Here is a 20,578-nt window from a genome sequence, read left to right on the forward strand (position 1 = left end):
GACGGTGAGAGCCCGGGGGCGAGCGCGATGCGAAGGATCACCCCGGAGCCGCCGGAAGAAAGCCTGTACGGCCCCCCTGGGCGTCCGTAGAGGCGAGTAGAACCGGCTCGCGCCCCAATGAGGGGGCCATCGGATCCGTCCGGCGGCCAAGGAGGGTGGTACCGCGGGAGCAGTGCTCTCGTCCCTCCGACGGAGATCTCACGCCGCCGGAGGAAGACGCCTCATGACCACCCCGCCGCAATACCGCCAGGTACCCGCGCAGGTCGACCTGCCCGCCCTGGAACACGCCGTCCTGGATTTCTGGCGCGAGAGCGACACCTTCGCCAAGACCCTGGCGCAGTCCGAGGGCCGCCCCGAGTGGGTCTTCTACGAGGGCCCGCCCACCGCCAACGGCATGCCCGGCGCGCACCACATCGAGGCCCGCGTCTTCAAGGACGTCTTCCCCCGCTTCCGCACCATGCGCGGCTACCACGTGGCCCGCAAGGCGGGCTGGGACTGCCACGGCCTTCCCGTCGAGCTGGCCGTCGAGAAGGAACTCGGCTTCAACGGCAAGAAGGACATCGAGGCGTACGGCATCGCCGAGTTCAACGACAAGTGCCGTGACTCGGTGACCCGCCACACCGACGCCTTCGCCGAGCTGACGACCCGCATGGGCTACTGGGTCGACCTCGACGACGCCTACGTGACGATGGACCCCGAGTACATCGAGTCCGTCTGGTGGTCGCTGAAGGAGATCTTCAACAAGGGGCTGCTGACCCAGGACCACCGGGTCGCCCCCTGGTGCCCGCGCTGCGGCACCGGCCTCTCCGACCACGAGCTGGCCCAGGGCTACGAGACCGTCGTCGATCCCTCCGTCTTCGTCCGCTTCCCGCTCACCAGCGGCCCCCTCGCGGGCAAGGCCGCCCTGCTGGTGTGGACGACCACCCCGTGGACCCTGGTGTCGAACACCGCCGTGGCCGCGCACCCCGAGGTCACCTACGTCGTCGCCTCCAACGGCGACGAGCGGCTCGTCGTCGCCGAACCGCTGCTGGAGAAGGCTCTCGGCGAGGACTGGGTCACCACCGGCGAGTCCTTCACCGGCAAGGAGATGGAGCGCTGGACCTACCAGCGCCCCTTCGAGCTGGTCGAGTTCCCCGAGCCCGCCCACTACGTCGTGAACGCCGAGTACGTCACGACCGAGGACGGCACCGGTCTGGTCCACCAGTCCCCCGCCTTCGGCGCCGACGACCTCGCGGTCTGCCGCGCGTACGGCCTGCCGGTCGTGAACCCGGTCCGTCCCGACGGCACCTTCGAGGAGGACGTCCCGCTCGTCGGCGGCGTCTTCTTCAAGAAGGCCGACGAGAAGCTGACCGCCGACCTCGACGCGCGCGGCCTGCTCTACAAGCACATCGCCTACGAGCACAGCTACCCGCACTGCTGGCGCTGCCACACCGCGCTGCTCTACTACGCGCAGCCCTCCTGGTACATCCGCACCACCGCCGTCAAGGACGCGATGCTGCGGGAGAACGAGAAGACGAACTGGTACCCGGACTCGGTCAAGCAGGGCCGCTTCGGCGACTGGCTGAACAACAACATCGACTGGGCGCTGTCCCGCAACCGCTACTGGGGCACCCCGCTGCCGATCTGGCGCTGCGAGGAGAACCACCTCACCTGCGTGGGTTCGCGCGCGGAGCTGAGCGAGCTGACCGGCACGGACCTCTCCGGCCTGGACCCGCACCGCCCGTACATCGACGACGTCACCTTCCCGTGCACGCACGAGGGCTGCTCCCTGACCGCGGTCCGCGTCCCCGAGGTCATCGACGCCTGGTACGACTCGGGTTCGATGCCGTTCGCGCAGTGGGGCTACCCGCACAAGAACAAGGAGATCTTCGAGAAGCGCTACCCGGCGCAGTTCATCTCGGAGGCCATCGACCAGACGCGCGGGTGGTTCTACACGCTGATGGCCGTCGGCACCCTCGTCTTCGACAAGTCGGCCTACGAGAACGTGGTCTGCCTGGGCCACATCCTCGCCGAGGACGGCCGCAAGATGTCCAAGCACCTGGGCAACACCCTCCAGCCCATCCCGCTCATGGACAAGCACGGCGCCGACGCGGTGCGCTGGTTCATGGCGGCGGGCGGCTCCCCGTGGGCGGCGCGCCGCGTCGGCCACGGCACGATCCAGGAGGTCGTGCGCAAGACGCTGCTCACGTACTGGAACACGGTCGCCTTCCAGGCCCTGTACGCCCGTACGTCGAACTGGGCGCCCAGCGCCGCCGACCCGGCCCCGGCCGACCGCACGGTGCTGGACCGCTGGCTGCTCTCGGAGCTGCACACGCTGACCGCCGAGGTCACCCAGGCGCTGGAGGTCTACGACACGCAGCGGGCGGGCAAGCTGCTGTCCTCCTTCGTGGACGACCTCTCCAACTGGTACGTGCGCCGCTCGCGCCGCCGCTTCTGGCAGGGCGACGCGTCCGCGCTGCGGACCCTGCACGACGTGATCGAGACGGTCACCCGGCTGATGGCTCCACTGACCCCCTTCATCACGGAGCGGGTGTGGCAGGACATGGTCGTACCGGTGACCCCGGGCGCGCCCGAGTCCGTACACCTGTCCTCGTGGCCGGAGTCGGACGCCGCGCAGGTGGACGGGGTGCTGTCGCAGCAGATGCTGCTGGTACGCCGCCTCGTGGAGCTGGGCCGGGCGACGCGCGCCGAGTCGGGCGTCAAGACCCGCCAGCCGCTGTCCCGCGCGTTGGTGGGCGCGGCCGGGTTCGACGCGCTGACGCCGGAGCTGCGGTCGCAGATCACCGAGGAGCTGAACGTCTCCTCCCTGGCCTCCCTGTCGGAGGTCGGCGGATCCCTGGTGGACACGACGGCGAAGGCGAACTTCCGGGCGCTGGGCAAGCGGTTCGGCAAGGGCGTGCAGGACGTGGCGAAGGCGGTGGCGGCCGCCGACGCGGCGGCACTGTCGCTGGCTCTGCGGTCCGGCTCCGCCGCGGTGCCGGTGAACGGTGAGGAGGTCTCCCTCACCCCGGAGGAGGTCATCATCACCGAGACGCCGCGCGAGGGCTGGTCGGTGGCGTCCGACTCGGGCGCGACGGTGGCCCTCGACCTGGAGATCACCCCGGAGCTGCGGCTCGCGGGCCTGGCGCGGGACGCGATCCGGCTGATCCAGGAGGCCCGGAAGAACTCCGGCCTCGACGTGGCCGACCGGATCGCGCTGCGCTGGACCTCGGCGGACCCGGAGGTCGTGACGGCCCTGACGGACCACGCGGGGCTGATCGCGGACGAGGTCCTCTCGACCGACTACGCCCGGGGGGAGGCGGACGGTACGTACGGAGCCCCCTTCGAGGACGAGCCCCTCGCCCTCACCTTCCGCCTCCGCAAGGCCTGACCCACCCGTGGCCCGGCGCCCCCACCCGGGGGCCCGGGCCACACCCCCACCCGACCCCATCACTGGGTCGGCTGACGGTGCACCGTCGGTCACGGTGACCGCCGCCGGGGGCGCCCCCTCCTCGCCGGGCAGGCTGACTCGCCCGCCGCGGTGGCCGCGCACGCCTCCGGCGGGCCCTCAAACGCCGGGCAGGCTGAACCCACCGCCGGGGCTCGCCCCCTCCCGGTGCCGGATCCAGTCCCCCCGCGCCGGAGGCTCCCAGCCCCGCCGGGGCAACCCGGCCCCACCGAAGACCGACCAGCCCGGAACAGACCGGCCTCGCCGAGGCCAGCCCAGCTCGCCTCGGCAGACCGACCCAGCCGAGCAAACCAGCCCCGCCGGCGTTTGAGGCGCCGCCGGAGGCGAAGACAGCCCGACAGGTGGGACACCACCCCGGCCCCGCCGCGTGGGCGAGGACGACGGACCACCTCCAGCCCCAAGCCCCCCAGAACGGAAAAAGGGCCGGGCCCCCGGTTACAGAAAGTACCCCGGGCCCGGCCCCCCCCACTGGCCCCCGCTGAGGCGCGCTTAGTTGTCGTCCTCGTCGATCAAGAAGCCCCGCATCGGCGACGGCGCCTGCTGCATCGGCTGCGGAGCAACCGGCCGCACCGGAGCCATCGGCTGCGTCATCGCGGGAGACATCTGCTGCTGGCCACCGTAGGAGGGGCCGCCCATCGGCGACGGGCCACCCATCGGGGAGGGGCCGCCCATGGGGGACGGGCCACCCATGGAGTGCCCCATCGCTCCGGCCGGAGCCATCGACGGGGCGGGCGACGGCGGCAGCGAAGCGGTCGCCGGGGTGCGCGGCGGCGCGAGGGAGTCGTCGGCCTGGGTCTCCAGCTGACGCAGCTGGCTCTCCAGGTAGGACTTCAGACGCGTCCGGTACTCACGCTCGAAGCCCCGCAGGTCCTCGACCTTGCGCTCCAGCGTGGCGCGGGCGGACTCCAGCGAGCCCATCGCGACGCGGTGCTTCTCCTGCGCGTCCCGCTCCAGCGCGTCGGCCTTGGCTCGGGCGTCCCGCTCCAGACCCTCGGCACGCGAACGGGCCTCGCCGACGATCTTGTTGGCCTCGGAACGGGCCTCCGCGATCGCCTGGTCGGCGGTCTGCTGCGCGAGCGACAGGACGCGGGCGGCGCTGTCGCCGCCGGGGCCCTGCTGCGGGAGCTGCGGCTGGCCCATCTGCTGCATCTGCTGGCCCATGGGCTGCATCTGCTGCCCCATCGGCTGGCCCATCTGCTGCTGCATGGGCTGCATCTGCTGGCCCATGGGCTGGCCCATCTGCTGCTGCTGCATGGGCTGGCCGAGCTGGTTCTGGCCACCCATGGGCTGCTGCCCGCCCATGGACTGCTGCCCGCCCATGGACTGCTGTCCGGCCATGGGGTGCTGCTGCATGGGGCCGCCCATCGGGCCGGGACCCTGCTGACCGTGGCCCTGCTGGCCATGGCCCTGCGGTCCGTGACCCTGCGGTCCGTGACCGCCCGGTCCGGCCGGCAGCTGCGGCTGGCCGCCCTGCAGCTGGGGCGGACCCATCTGCTGGGGCTGCTGCTGCTGCGGCGGGCCGGATATGGCCGCGGGAACCGGGGCGCCCGGACCTCGCTGGTCCTGGGGTTCCGGCTTGCGCATGCCCTGCTGCTGCTGGTTCTGCGCGGCGGCACGCGTGGCGGCCGCCAGCTTGGCGCGCAGATCCTCGTTCTCGCGGAGCAGGCGCGTCAGTTCGCCTTCGACCTCGTCGAGGAAGGCGTCAACCTCGTCCTCGTCGTAGCCTTCTCGGAGGCGAACGGTCGTGAACTGCTTGTTCCGCACGTCCTCGGGGGTCAGCGGCATCTCTTCTTCACCTCTACGTAGTCGTCGGCAGTCGGCAAGACCGTATCGTTCACACGCTTCTCGCTGCGGTGCTCACGAAACTGATGAGGATGTAAACGATGATCATCAGAACGAAGAAGGACAGGTCGAGTGCCACGCCCCCGAGACGCAACGGCGGGATGAACCGCCGAAGAAGCTTGAGCGGTGGATCGGTGACAGTGTAGGTGGCCTCCAAAACGACCACCATCGCCTTGCCAGGTGCCCAAGAGCGGGCGAACTGGAAGACGTAGTCCATGACCAGTCGGAAGATCAGCACGATGAGGAAGCACATCAGCGCGATGTAGACAACCTGCAGAGCCACGCCCATCCCGCGCTTCCCTCTCCCCTTGCTCTCGCTGTCCGACCTGCCGGCCGGGTCGATCGTTGACGGTCCCGTGTCTTAACTCGTCGGTCTAGCTTTGGTTGAAGAACCCGCCCTCCGCGATGCGGGCCTTGTCCTCCGCCGTGACATCGACGTTAGCAGGCGACAGCAGGAACACCTTCTGTGTCACGCGTTCAATGCTGCCGTGCAGTCCGAACACGAGACCCGCCGCGAAGTCGACCAGACGCTTCGCATCGGTGTCGTCCATCTCCGTGAGATTCATGATCACCGGAGTGCCCTCACGGAAGTGTTCCCCGATGGTACGGGCCTCGTTGTACGTCCGGGGGTGCAGCGTGGTGATGCGGTAAGGCTCCCGCTCGGACACGACCTTGGGCATGATCACGGGGGCGTTCTTCTCCATGGTGGGGCGTTCAGGTGTGATGGATGCCACGGGTGCAATTCGCGGCGATCGTCCGTTTTCAACCGGCAATGCGATGGGTTCGCGCTGCGCCGGGGGCTGTGCGACTCGTACCGGTTCGTCCTGTACGGGCGGTTGGTGCGGTACGGACTGCTGCCGTCGGTCCCGGTCACGGGCCCGTTCCGGTTCCGGCTCGGGCTCGAACTCGTCGTCGGGGTCGTACCCCGGGTTGTCGTACCGGTCGTCCTCCACGAGGCCGAGGTAGACCGCCATCTTGCGCATCGCGCCGGCCATTCTCTGAGTCCTCCGCTCTGTGGTGGATCGCCCTGTCGCAAGTGTCGCGGGTGCCGTGTCGCATTGTCACCAAAGTCACCAACTGCCTGCGATCCACGTGGTCTGTCCGCTCATCAGCGGAAATGACCATATTTTCTGCTGTGGTCCGACTTTCTTCGCGACGTTACCCGAGCCGGGCTCTCGCGCCGAGTACCGCAGTGCCGACGCGTACATGTGTCGCACCGGCCATGACGGCCTGTTCCAGGTCGGCGCTCATCCCGGCCGAGACCATCGTGGCAGCCGGATGGTCCGTGCGCAGCTGGGATGACAATTCCAGCAACCGCTCGAAAGCGGCCTGTTCACGTCCCGCGTAGGGGCCGGCCAGCGGGGCGACGGTCATCAGTCCGCCGATCCGCAGTCCGGGGGCGGCGGCCACGAGGTCCGCCAGTTCCGCCAGCTGGTCCGGCGCGGCCCCGCCCCGCTCTCCGCGCTCCCCCGCCCCGGCGTCGAGCGCGATCTGTACCAGACAAACGAGTTCGCGTCCGGTCTTCTCGGCGGCCGCCGAGAGCGCGGGCACCAGCCGGGCCCGGTCGACGGACTGCACGACGTGCGCGTATCCCGCCACCGAACGGACTTTGTTCGTCTGCAACTGGCCGACGAAGTGCCAGCTGAGCGACAGATCCGCGCAGGCGGCGGCCTTGGGGGCGGCGTCCTGGTCGCGATTCTCCGCCACATGACGGACACCCAGGTCCGCCAGCAGTCGTACGTCGCTCGCGGGGTACGTCTTGGTGACCACGATCAGGGTCACCTCGTCCCTCGCGCGCCCGGCCGCCGCGCAGGCGGACGAGATACGTTCCTCCACCCGCGCGAGGTTCGCGGCCAGCTCGGCCTTACGGTCCGTCATCTAAGAGTCCAACCAGACATATCCGGCAAGCCGCCCGGTCACCCGGTCGCGGCGGTACGAGAAGTGGTCCCGCGACTCCAGTGTGCAGACCGGGGATCGCCGGGCATCGGTGACCCCCAGTCCCGCGAGCTGCGCGTGCACTCCGGCGACGACGTCGACGGCCGGGGTGCCCCAGCTGGTCTCGGCGTGGGCGGCGGGCACGACCGCCGCGACGTCCGCGCGCATCGCGGCGGGGACTTCGTAGCACCGGCCGCAGACGGCGGGTCCGGTACGGACCACCATCCGCCCGGGTTCGGCGCCGAGGGAGACCATCGCCTCCACGGCGGCGGGCACCACGCCCGCGACCAGTCCGGGCCGCCCGGCGTGGGCGGCGGCCGCCACCCCGGCGACCGGGTCGGCCAGCAGGACCGGGGTGCAGTCGGCGGTGAGTACGGCGAGGGCGAGCCCCCGACGGGTGGTCACCACCGCGTCCACGGACGGAACCTCCTGGTCCGCGGCCCAGGGGCCGTCGACCACGGCGACGTCCCGCCCGTGCACCTGGTTCATCCAGACCACCCGGTCCGGGGCGAGGCCCAGGGCCCGTGCTGCGGTAGCCCGGTTGGCGCGTACGACGGCCGGGTCGTCGCCCACCGCGCCGCCGAGGTTGAGCTCCTCATACGGAACGGCGCTCCCCCCGCCCCACCTGTCGGTGAAAGCGAAGTGGGCGCCGCTCACGCTGTGCCGCTCTATCGTCACTTCAAGAAATCCGGGACATCCAGCTCTTCGGCCGGGCTGTCCTGGTAGGGACGGGCCGTCGGGACCTGCGGGGCCGTGGGCATCGCGGACTCGGCCGGAGCGGCCTCGGCCGGAGCCTTCGCGTCCTCGCGCGGGGTGACCGAACCGAGTCCGCCGAAGGCCGGACGGACCGGCTCCGCGGCGCGGACCGGCGTCGCCGGCTCCTCGCGCTTGGTGGACGCGGCGCCGATGACGTTGTCCCGGCGGGTCGGGGGCTGTCCGCCGTCGAACCCGGCGGCGATGACGGTGACCCGTACCTCGTCGCCGAGCGCGTCGTCGATGACGGCGCCGAAGATGATGTTCGCCTCGGGGTGCGCGGCCTCGCTGACCAGCTGCGCGGCCTCGTTGATCTCGAAGAGACCGAGGTCGGAGCCACCGGAGATGGAGAGCAGCACACCGCGGGCGCCGTCGATGGACGCCTCCAGCAGCGGCGAGGAGATCGCCATCTCGGCGGCGGCCACGGCACGGTCGTCGCCGCGGGCCGAGCCGATGCCCATGAGGGCCGAGCCCGCCTCGGACATCACGGACTTGACGTCCGCGAAGTCGAGGTTGATCAGACCCGGGGTGGTGATGAGATCGGTGATGCCCTGGACGCCGGACAGCAGGACCTGGTCCGCCGACTTGAAGGCGTCCAGCACGCTGACCTGGCGGTCCGAGATGGACAGCAGCCGGTCGTTGGGGATGACGATGAGGGTGTCGACCTCTTCGCGGAGTTCGGCGATGCCGTCCTCCGCCTGGTTGGCACGCCGACGGCCTTCGAAGGTGAAGGGCCGGGTGACCACACCGATCGTCAGGGCGCCGAGCGAGCGCGCGATGTTGGCGACCACGGGGGCGCCGCCGGTGCCGGTGCCGCCGCCTTCACCCGCGGTGACGAAGACCATGTCGGCCCCCTTGAGGACCTCCTCGATCTCCTCGCGGTGGTCCTCTGCCGCCTTGCGGCCGACGGCCGGGTTGGCTCCGGCGCCGAGGCCCCGGGTGAGTTCACGGCCGACGTCGAGCTTGACGTCGGCGTCGCTCATCAACAGCGCCTGGGCGTCGGTGTTGATGGCGATGAACTCGACGCCCTTGAGACCGACCTCGATCATTCGGTTGATGGCATTGACACCACCGCCGCCGACACCGATGACCTTGATGACTGCGAGGTAGTTCTGCGGTGCTGCCACGTCGAAGGCCTCTCGCCTCGAGTTACGTGTCGCCGCCTCGCGGGCCTGCGGTGCGACGACTGATGCCGAAAGTGGGACGGTCCAACACGCCGACCCGAACCCTAACCCTGAAGTTTAGGGTTATGGGTGTGTCTGTTCCCTGGACTCTCCGAACAGGACACTAAGTCGACAAGTGGTGCGCGTTCAACGAACACGCCGAACCTCCCGTTTTTCTTTTCACCCTATGTGATCACCCATATCGCTGGCCAACCAGGGTGCGTCGCTGTTCGACTCGGCGTCAACTCCCGGACACCGCAGGTGCCGTGGGCACGCTCACGTCGAAGTGGTCAGCCTTGGGCACCGCCTTGAGCAGCGCGGTCAGCGCGCGACCCTTCGCCTCACCCTGTTCGCCGCTCCCCCAGATCACCTTCCGGCCCCGGGAGAGCTCCAGAACGACCGAATCGTACGAGCCCACCTTGACCAGCAGGGTCTCCCTGGCCACGGCCTTGGGGAGGTCGCCCGCGACCGCCACGGCCTCGCGCAGCAGCCTGCCCTCGTCGAACCGGCGGCCGCTCGGTGACTGACCGGCCGCCAATTCGAGGACCGGAACACCCGCGGGTGCTTTCGGAACCGTGTCGAATCGCACACCCGAAGCGTCGACTTCGACGAAGTCGGCGCCCTTTTTGACGAGCAGTACCGGTTTGCGCTCCGTCACTTCGACTCCGATTCCGTGCGGCCACGAGCGCGTGACCGTCACCGAGCCGACCCGCGGCAGCCGCCCGCGGACCCGGCTCTCGATCTCGCCGGTGTCCACGGAGACGAGCGGCGCCCCGACCGGGACGGCCGCCGCGGTGAGCACCTGCGCGGGCGTGAGCACCTCGGTGCCGTGCGCCGTGACCTTCTCGACGCGCAGCCAGCTGGAGCCGTACAGGGCCCACGTGACGCCCGCGCCGAGCAGGACCGCGGCGAGGGCCGCGGCGAGCAGCACCGGGCCCCGGCGCGGCCGCCCCGGGGCGTGCGGGGGGCCGCCGGGGCCTCGGAACGCGGAGCTCTTCGCCGCCTTCGCCGTTCTGCCCGGCTTGGGCGGTTTGGGTGGCCGGGGCGCCTTGGCGGGCTTCGGGGGCTTGTCGCCCTTGCGTGCGGTCGTCGCTCCGGCCACTGCGGTGCCTCCTGCGTCGGTGCCTGCCCGGCTCAGCGGGCCCTTCGTGCGGCAATCGCCTCGTAGACCATGCCGACCAGCAGATCATCGGCGTCCCGACGGCCGAACTCGGCGGCGGCGCGCGACATCTCGTACAGGCGGTGCGGGTCGGCCAGTACCGGGAGGACCTGGCTCAGGATCCACTCGGGGGTCAGTTCCGCGTCGTCGACGAGCAGGCCGCCACCGGCCTTGACCACCGGCTGGGCGTTCAGCCGCTGTTCGCCGTTGCCGATCGGCAACGGGACGTAGGCGGCGGGCAGCCCGACGGCGGACAGTTCGGCGACGGTCATCGCACCCGCGCGGCACAGCATCATGTCGGCGGCTGCGTACGCGAGATCCATCCGGTCCACGTACGGTACCGGCACATAGGGCGGCATCCCGGGCATGTTGTCGACACGCGGCAGTTCGTTCTTCGGGCCGACCGCGTGCAGGATCTGGATCCCGGAGCGCTGGAGGGTCGGCGCGACCGCCTGGACGACCTCGTTGAGCCTGCGCGCGCCCTGCGAGCCGCCGGAGACCAGCAGCGTCGGCAGGTTGGGGTCGAGCCCGAAGGCGGCCCGCGCCTCCGGCCGGACCATGGCGCGGTCCAGGGTCGAGATGGAGCGCCGCAGCGGGATGCCGATGTAGCGCGCGTTACGGAGCTTGCTGTCGGGCGTGGAGACCGCGACGGCGGCCGCGTAGCGCGAGCCGATCTTGTTGGCGAGGCCCGGCCGGGCGTTGGCCTCGTGGACGATGATCGGGACCCCGAGCCGCTTGGCGGCCAGGTAGCCGGGCAGCGCCACGTAGCCGCCGAAGCCGACGACGCAGTCGGCCTTGGTGCGCTCCAGGATCTGCTCCGCGGCCTTGATGGTGCCGCGGAGCCGTCCGGGGACGGTGATCAGCTCAGGGGTGGGCTTGCGGGGCAGCGGTACGGCGGGGATCAGTCCCAGCTCGTAGCCGCGCTCCGGCACCAAGCGGGTCTCAAGGCCCCGTTCCGTTCCGAGGGCGGTGATGCCCACGGAGGGGTCCTGCCTGCGCAGGGCATCCGCGAGGGCGAGCGCCGGCTCGATGTGGCCGGCGGTCCCCCCACCGGCAAGTACGACATGCACCGAAATTCACCGCTCTCCGGACGGACGCTTCTTGACGCGCCGTCTCATCGATTTCCATCTCAGCCCGACCCGCTTCCAGCCGAACTTCGGCTGTCGCATCGCGAGCGCCGCGCGCGCCGCGGGCTCCTCCCGCGCGAACGCGATGAGCAGCCCCACGGCGAACATCGTCGGCAGCAGGGCGGACCCCCCGTAGGAGAACAGCGGGAGCGGGACCCCGGCGATCGGCAGCAGACCGAGCACCGCACCGATGTTGATCACGGCTTGCGCCGTGATCCAGGTGGTCACGCCTCCCGCGGCAAACCTGACGAAGGAGTCCTCCGTACGTCCGGCCACGCGGATACCCGCATAGCCTAGAGCCGCGAACAGGGCGACTACCGACAGCGTCCCCGCCAGCCCCAGTTCCTCACCGGTGATGGCGAAGATGAAGTCGGTGTGCGCTTCCGGTAGTTGACCCCATTTTTCCACGCTCGCACCGAGTCCTGAACCGAACCATCCACCGGACGCCAGGGCGTAGATTCCGTGGACGGCCTGCCAGCACAGGTCGTTCTTGCCCGGGTCGGTCGCCCCCAGGCAGGCGAGCCGGTCCATCCGGTGCGGACTGGTCCGGATCAGTACGAAGACGATCACGGCCGCGAAGCCGAGCACTCCGGCGAACATCCTGGTCGGAGCCCCGGCCAGCCACAAGAGGCCGAAGAGGATCGCGCCCAGGATCATCGCGGTGCCCATGTCCCCGCCGAGCATGATCAGCCCGAGCAGCAGGAAGGCCACCGGCACCAGCGGCACCAGAAGGTGCTTCCACTGGCTCAGCAGGTCCCTGTCGCCCTTGCGGGCCAGCAGGTCGGCGCCCCACAGGATCAGTGCCAGCTTGCCGAACTCACTGGGCTGGAGCATGAACGGGCCGCCAAGGGAAATCCAATTCTGGTTGCCGTTGATCGACACTCCCATCCCGGGGATCTGGACCAGGGCCATCAGGAAGAGGGTTCCGGCGAGCACGGGGTAGGACAGCGCCCGGTGGAGTGTGACGGGCATCCGGGAGGCGGCCAGCAGCAGGACGGCGCCGATGGAGGCGGCCAGGAACTGCTTCTTGAAGAAGTACGAGGCGCCCAGGCCCAGCTGGAGCCCCTTGATCATGGAGGCCGAGTAGACCATCACCAGGCCGAGTACGGTGAGGAGCAGGGCGCTGCCGAAGATCAGGTAGTACGCGGTGAGGGGACGGTCCCAGGCCCGGCGCACTTGCCGTTGCGTGCGCCGCAGCCCGTCCAGCGAACCGCGCCCCGCGGGCCGCCGCGCGCTCGGCGCCGGTCTCTTGCGGCCCTGGGTCTTCGGCTTCGGTGCGGACGGCCGCCGCCCCGGGAGCAGTTGCTTGGCCGGCATGTGTGATCTTCCCCTCCACTCGTCCGGGCGCCGACCGGAGGGGTCCGACCCCTGCGTCGCTAAGCGCCCGCCGCGGCGAGTTCGCGGACCGCGTCGGCGAACGCGTCCCCGCGCTTGTTGTAGTTCGCGAACATGTCCATCGAGGCACACGCGGGTGCCAGCAGGACCGTGTCGCCCGGCTCGGCCAGTCGGGCCGCCTCCCGGACGGCCGCGAGCATCGCCCCAGTGTCGGTCCGTTCCAGCTCGACCACCGGGACCTCGGGCGCGTGTCGCGCGAGCGCGTCCCGGATCAGGGCCCGGTCGGCGCCGATCAGGACCGCGGCGCGCAGCCGCTTCGCGGAGCGGGTGACCAGCTCGTCGAAGGTCGCGCCCTTGGCCAGGCCGCCCGCGATCCACACGACCGGCTCGTAGGCCGCCAGGGAGGCTTGCGCGGCGTGCGTGTTGGTCGCCTTGGAGTCGTCGATGTAGGTGACCCCGTCGACCTCGTCGACGTGGGCGATGCGGTGCGCGTCGGGGCGGAAGTCGCGCAGGCCGTCGCGGACGGCCCGCGGCGGCACGCCGTAGGCGCGGGCCAGGGCCGCCGCCGCGAGGGCGTTGGCGATGTTGTGCGGGGCGGCCGGGACGACGTCGGAGACCTCGGCCAGCTCCTGGGCGTTCTTCTGCCGGTTGTCGACGAAGGCGCGGTCGACGAGGATGCCGTCGACGACGCCGAGCATGGAGGGGCCGGGGGCGCCGAGGGTGAAGCCGATGGCGCGGCAGCCCTCTTCGACGTCGGCCTCGACGACCAGGTCCTCGGTGGCCTTGTCGGCGACGTTGTAGACGCAGGCGACGGTGTTGCCCTCGTAGATGCGGCCCTTGTCGGCGGCGTACGCCGCCATGGTGCCGTGCCAGTCGAGGTGGTCGGGGGCCAGGTTCAGGACGACCGCCGAGTGGGCGCGCACGGAGGGCGCCCAGTGCAGCTGGTAGCTGGAGAGTTCGACGGCGAGTACGTCGTACTCCTCCTCGCCGGTCACCACGTCGATGATCGGGGTGCCGATGTTGCCGACGGCGGCGGTCCGCAGACCGGCGGCGCGCAGGATCGACGCGAGCATCTGGGTGGTGGTGGTCTTGCCGTTCGTACCGGTGATCGCGAGCCAGGGGGCGGCGTTCTCGCCGCGCAGCCGCCAGGCGATCTCCACGTCTCCGACGACGTCGACCCCGGCCGCGGCGGCGGCCGCGAAGAGCGGGCTCCCGGGCTGCCAGCCCGGCGAGGTGACGACCAGCTCGGTGCCCGCGGGGAGGGTGTCCGCGTCGGCGAGGCGTACGGAGATCCCCAGTTCGCCGAGTTCGGCGGCCCGGGCCCGCAGGGCCTCGCTGTCGCCGCCGTCCACGACGGTGACGGACGCACCGAGGCCGGCCAGGGCGCGGGCGGCGCTGACGCCGCTCACGCCGAGACCGGCGACGGTGATGTTCTTGTGGTGCCAGGCGGTCACTTGTCGGCTGCCCATCCCGCGTAGAAGAGTCCGAGTCCCACGATCACGCACACGCCCTGGATGATCCAGAAGCGGACCACGACAAGGACTTCGGACCACCCCTTGAGTTCGAAGTGGTGCTGGAGTGGCGCCATCCGGAAGACCCGCTTGCCGGTCATCTTGAAGGAACCGACCTGGATCACCACGGACATGGTGATCAGCACGAAGAGGCCGCCGAGCAGGGCGATCAGGAACTCCGTGCGGGAGCAGATCGCGAGACCGGCGAGCGCGCCGCCGAGGGCCAGCGAACCGGTGTCGCCCATGAAGATCTTGGCGGGCGAGGTGTTCCACCACAGGAAGCCGAAGCAGGCGCCCATCAGGGCGGAGGCGACGACCGCGAGGTCCAGCGGGTCGCGCACTTCGAAGCACGCGGACGGGTTCGGCAGGGTCTGCGCGTTGGCGCAGGACTCCTGGTACTGCCAGACGCCGATGAAGGTGTAGGCACCGAAGACCATCACGGCGGCGCCGGTGGCGAGCCCGTCGAGACCGTCGGTGAGGTTCACGCCGTTCGACATCGCGAGGATCATGAACAGCGCCCAGACCACGAACAGCACCGGCCCGATGGCCCAGCCGAAGTCGGTCACGAAGGACAGCCGGGTGGAGGCGGGGGTGAGCCCGCGCCCGTCCGCGAACTGCAGGGCGAGGACCGCGAAGGCGATGCCGACGATCAGCTGGCCGGCCATCTTGGCCTTGGCCCGCAGCCCGAGCGAACGCTGCTTGACGATCTTGATGTAGTCGTCGAGGAAACCGACGACGCCCATGCCCGCCATGAGGAAGAGCACCAGCAGACCGGAGAAGGTCGGCTGGCTGGACGTGATCACCTTCGTCAGGGCGTACGCGATCAGCGTGGCCGTGATGAAGGAGATGCCGCCCATGGTGGGCGTGCCCTTCTTCCCGGCGTGGCCGCGCGGCCCGTCGTCCCGGATGAACTGGCCGTAACCCTTGCGGGCCAGCCCCTTGATCAGTAGCGGGGTTCCGACGAGTGTCAGGAAGAGCCCGATGACACCCGCGAACAGGATCTGCCTCATCGGCCGGTGACCTCGCCCTCGCGCTCGAGGAGCGCCAGCGCGACCCGCTCCAGTCCGATGGACCTGGACGCCTTCACCAGCACGACGTCTCCCGGGCGCAGTTCACTGCGCAACAGGTCGACCGCCGCCTGCGCGTCGGACACGAGCACCGACTCCTCACCCCACGAACCCTCGTTATATGCGCCCAGTTGCAGCCAGGACGCTTCCCTGCCCCCGACTGCGACGAGCTTGCTCACGTTGAGCCGGACGGCAAGCCGTCCGATCGCGTCGTGCTCGGCGAGCGACTCGTCGCCCAGCTCGGCCATGGGACCGAGCACCGCCCACGTGCGGCCCCCGTTCGCCCGCGCGCCACCTCCCATCGCGGCAAGTGCGCGCAGGGCGGCCCGCATGGACTCCGGGTTCGCGTTGTAGGCGTCGTTGACGACTGTCACGCCGTCCGCCCGCTCGGTGACCTCCATCCGCCACCGGGACAGCGTGCCCGCCCCGGAGAGCGCGGTGGCGATCTCGGCGACGGACATGCCCAGCACATGGGCGACGGCGGCCGCGGCGAGCGCGTTCGACACGTGGTGCTCACCGTACAGCCGCAAGGTCACTTCGCCGCACCCGGTGGGTGTGTGGAGTGTGAAGGAGGGCTGACCCGCGGGGGTCATCCGCACGTCGGTGGCGCGTACGTCGGCGTCCTCGGCCTCGCCGAAGAGGACCGTACGGGCCTTCGTGCGGGCGGTCATGGCCCGTACGAGCGGGTCGTCGGCGTTCAGGACGGCGACGCCGCCCGCGGCCTCGTCGGGCAGGGCCTCGACCAGTTCGCCCTTGGCCACGGCGATCTGCTCGCGGCTGCCGAACTCGCCGATGTGGGCGGTGCCGACATTGAGGACCAGGCCGATCCGGGGCGGGGTGAGACCGGTGAGGTAGGCGATGTGGCCGACGCCGCGGGCGCCCATCTCCAGGACGAGGTGCCGGGTGTCCGCGGTGGCCTTCAGCGCGGTGAGCGGCAGGCCGATCTCGTTGTTGAGGGAGCCCGGCGTCCACACGGTGGGCGCGTGGTGCTGGAGCACCTGGGCGATCAGGTCCTTGGTCGAGGTCTTCCCGGCGGAGCCGGTCAGGGCCACCACGTCGGTGCCGAGGCGCTCGACGACGGCCCGGGCGAGGGCGCCGAGCGCCTTCTCGACGTCGGGGACGACGATCGCGGGTACGCCGACGGGCCGGGCCGCGAGGACGGCCGCCGCGCCCGCGGCGACCGCGCGCGCGGCGTAGTCGTGGCCGTCGACCTGCTCCCCGTCGAAGGCGGCGAAGAGGCCGCCCGGTTCGACCTGGCGGGAGTCGATGACGACGGCCCCGGTGATGCGTACGGACGGATCCGGTATGTCGTGCGCGAGCCCGCCGGTGATGTCGGCGATCTCGGCGAGGGAGAGGTCGATCACTGGTTCACCTCGGCCTGTCGGGCGGTCGGGGTCTGGTCCTGGGTGCGGGCGCGGTGCGCCTCGATGGCCGCGCGGAGCACCGCGCGGTCGTCGAAGGGGCGTACGACGCCCGCCGTGTCCTGGCCCTGCTCGTGGCCCTTGCCCGCGACGAGGACGGTGTCACCGGGCTCGGCGCGCGCGACGGCCGCGGCGACGGCCGCCGCCCGGTCGGCGTCGAGCAGGACGGTGGCCCGCTCGGCGGCCGGGACGGACACGGCTCCTTCGAGCATCGCGGCGAGGATCGCCAGCGGGTCCTCGGAGCGCGGGTTGTCGGAGGTCAGCAGCAGGGTGTCGGCGAACCGGGCCGCCGCGGCGCCCATCGGGGCGCGCTTGGTGACGTCGCGGTCGCCGCCACAGCCGATCACGATGTGCAGCTTGCCCTCGGTGACCTCGCGCAGGGCCCGCAGCACCGATTCCACGGCGTCGGTCTTGTGCGCGTAGTCGACGACGGCGAGGTACGGCTGGCCCGCGTCCACCCGCTCCAGGCGGCCCGGGACGCCGGGGACGGCGGCGACGCCGTCGGCGGCGGTCTGCGGGTCGAGCCCGGCGGCGGCCAGGGTGACGATCGCGGCGACGGTGTTGGCCACGTTGAAGGGGCCGGGCAGCGGCGCGCTGGCCCGTACCCGCTGTCCGTCCGGGCCCACCAGGGTCAGGGTGGAGCCGACGGGGCCGGACACGACGTCCTCGGCACGCCAGTCGGCGGCCGGGTCGCCGGTGGCCGAGAAGGTGACCAGCGGGATGTGCGCCTCCTTCGCGAGCCGACGGCCGTACTCGTCGTCGAGGTTGACCACGCCCAGGCGGCTGCGGCGCTCGGTGAAGAGCTGCGCCTTGGCCTGGAAGTAGTCCTCCATGTCGGAGTGGAACTCCATGTGCTCGGGGCTCAGGTTGTTGAAGACGGCGACGTCGAAGACGCAGCCGTCCACCCGGCCGAGCACCAGGGCGTGGCTGGAGACCTCCATGGCGACGGCCTCGACGCCGCGTTCGCGCATGACCGCGAAGAGCGCCTGGAGGTCGGTGGCCTCGGGGGTGGTGCGTTCCGACTTGATGGCCTGGTCGCCGATGCGCATCTCGACCGTGCCGATCAGTCCGGTGGTCCGGCCCGCCCGGCGCAGTCCGCCCTCGATCAGGTACGCGGTTGTGGTCTTGCCGGAGGTGCCGGTGATGCCGATCTGGAGCAGGGCCTCGCCGGGGCGTCCGTAGATCTCGGCGGCCAGCTCGCCCATCCGGTCGCGCGGGTCCTCGACGGTCAGGACCGGCAGTCCGGTGGCGGCGGCGCGCCCGGTGCCCGCGGGATCCGTGAGGATCGCGGCGGCGCCGAGCGCGGCGGCCTGTGGCGCGAAGTCGGCGCCGTGCAACCGGGCTCCGGACAGGGCCGCGTAGACGTCGCCGGGGCGCACGGCACGTGAGTCGTGCGTGATGCCGGTGATGCCTGTGGGGCGGGCGGGACGGCCCGGGCCGTCGGGGACCTCGCCGGGCGCGGGCGTCTCGATGCCGAGCAGCGCGGCCAGATCGCCGAGCGGGGTCGGTCGGACGGCCAGCGGCCGGGGCGCTCCGGGCGGCGCTGCCGGGGGCGCTTTCTGGGTGGTTCTGGGCTGATCAGCGTGGGACACGGCGGTGAGCGTACCGGGCGCGGCGGGCCCGTTGCGAAGCGAGGGCCCGGGTGTGGGGCCCGCCGCGTCGTGGTTCCCGGGTTTCGGGGTGATCGTTGTCACTGGTGGTGCCTCACGGTCTGGCGGAGCGGGAGTCCGCTCACTGGCCGGGTTCGAAGGTGACCGGCAGTCCGGCGGGGGCGGTGCCGCTGGGGGCGACTTGGAGGGTCTTGAGGGCGAACTCCATCACCTGCTTGTAGATGGGTCCGCAGATCTGTCCGCCGAAGTAGCTTCCCTTGGTGGGGTTCTGGATGGCGCAGTACACGGTGATGCGCGGAGCGTCCGCGGGGGCGAAACCCGCGAACGAGGCGGTGTAGCCCTTGTAGTGGCCCGTGGCCGGATCCACCCGGTTGGACGTTCCCGTCTTGCCGCCGACGCGGTAGCCCGGGATGCGGGCCTTGGTGCCGGTGCCCTCCTGGTCGTCGACGACCGATTCGAGCATCTGGGCGAGGGTCTTGGCGGTCTCGGGGCTCACCACCTGGCTCTTCTCGGGTGTGGCGGCGGGGGTGAACCGGCCGTCGGGGCCCTTGGTGCCGCGGACCAGGGTGGGCGTGATCCGGACCCCGCCGTTGGCGATCGTCGAGTAGACGGAGGCCGCCTGCATCGCGTTGAGCGAGAGGCCCTGGCCGAAGGGGATCGTGTACTGCTGGGAGGTGGACCAGGACTCGGGCTTGGCCAGGATGCCGCGGGACTCGCCCGGGTAACCGAGGCCGGTGGGCTGCCCGATGCCGAATTTGTCCAGGTAGGAGTACAGGACCTTGTTGGCCTCGGGCTGGGTGGCGCCGAGCTGGCCGGTGGCCAGGATGGTGCCGATGTTGCTGGACTTGGCGAGGACCCCGTTGAGGGTCAGGTTCCAGGTCGGGTGGTCGATGTCGTCCTTGAAGAGCCGGTCGCCGCGGTGCAGCCGGTTGGGGACGGTGACGTGGGTGGCGGGGGTGGCCTTCTTCTCCTCCAGGACCGCGGCCATGGACATCACCTTGGCGGTGGAGCCGGGTTCGTAGACGTCCTGGAGGGCCGCGTTGCCCATGGCGGCGGAACGGGCCTTGCTGAGGTCGTTGGGGTCGAAGCCGGGGGCGTTGGCCATGGCCAGGACCTCGCCGGTGCGGGTGTCCTGGACGATGACGTAGCCGCGGTCGGCCTCGGACTTCTGGACCTGCTCGGCGATGGCGCTCTGGGCCGCCCACTGGATGTCGCGGTCGATGGTCAGCTCGATGTCCTGGCCGGGTACGGCGGGCTTCTCGCTGGACCCGGCGGTGGGGACGCGGCGCCCCCCGGACTGGGCGTAGGTCAGTTCCCCGTCCTTGCCGGAGAGCTTCTTGTCGAGGGAGGACTCCAGTCCGCCCGCGCCCTTGCCCTCGGCGTTGACGTAACCCAGTATCCCGGCGGCCAGGTCGCCGCCCGGGTACACGCGCTTGCTGCTGGGCTCCTGGAAGACGCCCGCCATGACGTTCGCGCCGGGGCCGTTGTTCTTCTTGTCGGCGGCGGCCTTCTCGGCGAAGACCCGCTTGAGGTCCTTGATCTGGTTCCAGACCTGGGGGGTCTGGCGGCGGGCGAGGACGACGTAGCGGGTGTTCTTCGTCGCGAGCCGGTCGGTGAGTTCCTTGACGTCCTTGCCGAGGATCGGCGAGAGGAGGGCGGCGGCCTGCGCGGGGGCGTCCGGGGCCTTGCTCTCCTGCGGGGTGAACATCGAGGGGTCGGCGGTGATGTCGTGCGCGTCGACGCTGGTGGCCAGGGCCACGCCCTTGCGGTCGGTGATGTTCCCGCGCTCGGCGGCCAGGGTGTAGCTGGCGAAGCGGTTCTTGGAGGCGACGGCGGAGAAGGCGGAGGCGTCGACCGCCTGGACCTGGAGCAGCCGGATCACGAAGGCCGCCATCACCAGGGTCAGGGCGACCCCGACCAGCCGCAGCCGGGGCTTGGGGGCGCCGAGCCGGATGGTGTGCGGGGCGCGGGCCGCGGCGGGGCGGCGGGTGGCCGGGCGGGAGGCGGGGCGCGCGGTCGTACGGGGCCGGGGCCGGGGCGGCCCGGGGATCCGCCGCCGGGGAGGTTCCTTGGGGCTCACTCGGTCACCTGCCGGGGGTCGGGGTGGGCTTGCCAGCGGGGGGCGCGGACGCGGGTGCGCCCGGCGGGACGGAGGACGGTGCGCCGGGCTGCGGGCCGGGCTGCGCGCCCTGCGGGGTGTTCTGCGG

At 71.1% G+C, this 20,578-nt stretch carries 15 protein-coding genes; 1 reads left to right on the top strand and 14 read right to left on the bottom strand.

Features of this window, described 5'->3' with window-relative positions; genetic code table 11:
- Positions 1 to 223: 223 nt before the first annotated feature.
- A complete protein-coding gene (gene ileS / locus QMF80_RS30725) occupies positions 224 to 3,370 on the top strand; it encodes an isoleucine--tRNA ligase (RefSeq protein ID WP_283459182.1) in 3,147 nt (1,048 codons plus the stop codon).
- Positions 3,371 to 3,937: 567 nt separating this feature from the next.
- Here the strand turns inward: ileS and QMF80_RS30730 are convergent.
- The 14 genes from QMF80_RS30730 to QMF80_RS30795 form a co-directional block, all read right to left on the bottom strand.
- The gene (locus QMF80_RS30730) at positions 3,938 to 5,233 is read right to left on the bottom strand and encodes a DivIVA domain-containing protein (RefSeq protein WP_283459185.1); all 1,296 of its coding nucleotides are present in this window, start codon (positions 5,231 to 5,233) and stop codon (positions 3,938 to 3,940) included.
- Positions 5,234 to 5,282: 49 nt separating this feature from the next.
- Positions 5,283 to 5,579 (bottom strand): YggT family protein, encoded by a 297-nt coding sequence (locus QMF80_RS30735; protein WP_007263603.1) that lies wholly within the window; start codon positions 5,577 to 5,579, stop codon positions 5,283 to 5,285.
- Between the two features lie 85 nt (positions 5,580 to 5,664).
- A complete protein-coding gene (locus QMF80_RS30740) occupies positions 5,665 to 6,285 on the bottom strand; it encodes a cell division protein SepF (RefSeq protein ID WP_283459192.1) in 621 nt (206 codons plus the stop codon).
- Positions 6,286 to 6,448: 163 nt separating this feature from the next.
- Positions 6,449 to 7,168 (bottom strand): YggS family pyridoxal phosphate-dependent enzyme, encoded by a 720-nt coding sequence (locus QMF80_RS30745; RefSeq protein WP_283459194.1) that lies wholly within the window; start codon positions 7,166 to 7,168, stop codon positions 6,449 to 6,451.
- Positions 7,169 to 7,882 carry a peptidoglycan editing factor PgeF gene (gene pgeF / locus QMF80_RS30750; protein ID WP_283459196.1) on the bottom strand — a complete coding sequence of 238 codons (714 nt, stop codon included), beginning with the start codon at positions 7,880 to 7,882 and terminating at the stop codon, positions 7,169 to 7,171. It lies immediately after the preceding gene.
- Positions 7,883 to 7,899: 17 nt separating this feature from the next.
- Complete coding sequence (ftsZ, locus tag QMF80_RS30755) at positions 7,900 to 9,105, bottom strand: cell division protein FtsZ (RefSeq protein WP_283459198.1); 1,206 nt, start codon at positions 9,103 to 9,105, stop codon at positions 7,900 to 7,902.
- Positions 9,106 to 9,382: 277 nt separating this feature from the next.
- Positions 9,383 to 10,243: a cell division protein FtsQ/DivIB gene (locus tag QMF80_RS30760; protein WP_502962954.1), complete on the bottom strand. Its 861-nt coding sequence runs from the start codon at positions 10,241 to 10,243 to the stop codon at positions 9,383 to 9,385.
- A 32-nt stretch (positions 10,244 to 10,275) separates the two neighbouring features.
- Complete coding sequence (gene murG, locus QMF80_RS30765; protein ID WP_283459200.1) at positions 10,276 to 11,370, bottom strand: undecaprenyldiphospho-muramoylpentapeptide beta-N-acetylglucosaminyltransferase; 1,095 nt, start codon at positions 11,368 to 11,370, stop codon at positions 10,276 to 10,278.
- 6 nt (positions 11,371 to 11,376) lie between these two features.
- Entirely contained in the window at positions 11,377 to 12,744 is a 1,368-nt protein-coding gene (gene ftsW, locus QMF80_RS30770; protein WP_283459202.1) for a putative lipid II flippase FtsW, read from the bottom strand.
- A gap of 59 nt (positions 12,745 to 12,803) precedes the next feature.
- Positions 12,804 to 14,231, bottom strand: coding sequence for a UDP-N-acetylmuramoyl-L-alanine--D-glutamate ligase (gene murD, locus QMF80_RS30775; protein ID WP_283459204.1), 1,428 nt, complete (start codon positions 14,229 to 14,231; stop codon positions 12,804 to 12,806).
- Positions 14,213 to 15,283 (bottom strand): phospho-N-acetylmuramoyl-pentapeptide-transferase, encoded by a 1,071-nt coding sequence (gene mraY, locus QMF80_RS30780; RefSeq protein ID WP_283459206.1) that lies wholly within the window; start codon positions 15,281 to 15,283, stop codon positions 14,213 to 14,215. Before mraY ends, murD begins: the two co-directional genes overlap by 19 nt.
- Entirely contained in the window at positions 15,280 to 16,704 is a 1,425-nt protein-coding gene (locus tag QMF80_RS30785; RefSeq protein WP_283459208.1) for a UDP-N-acetylmuramoyl-tripeptide--D-alanyl-D-alanine ligase, read from the bottom strand. Before QMF80_RS30785 ends, mraY begins: the two co-directional genes overlap by 4 nt.
- The gene (locus QMF80_RS30790) at positions 16,701 to 18,455 is read right to left on the bottom strand and encodes a UDP-N-acetylmuramoyl-L-alanyl-D-glutamate--2,6-diaminopimelate ligase (protein ID WP_283459210.1); all 1,755 of its coding nucleotides are present in this window, start codon (positions 18,453 to 18,455) and stop codon (positions 16,701 to 16,703) included. The genes QMF80_RS30785 and QMF80_RS30790 overlap by 4 nt, the downstream gene beginning before the upstream one ends.
- Before the next feature lie 37 nt (positions 18,456 to 18,492).
- A complete protein-coding gene (locus QMF80_RS30795) occupies positions 18,493 to 20,451 on the bottom strand; it encodes a peptidoglycan D,D-transpeptidase FtsI family protein (RefSeq protein ID WP_283459212.1) in 1,959 nt (652 codons plus the stop codon).
- Between the last annotated feature and the right edge of the window lie 127 nt (positions 20,452 to 20,578).

Source organism: Streptomyces sp. G-G2 (assembly GCF_030063135.1).
In the GTDB taxonomy this organism is placed as follows: Bacteria; Actinomycetota; Actinomycetes; order Streptomycetales; family Streptomycetaceae; genus Streptomyces.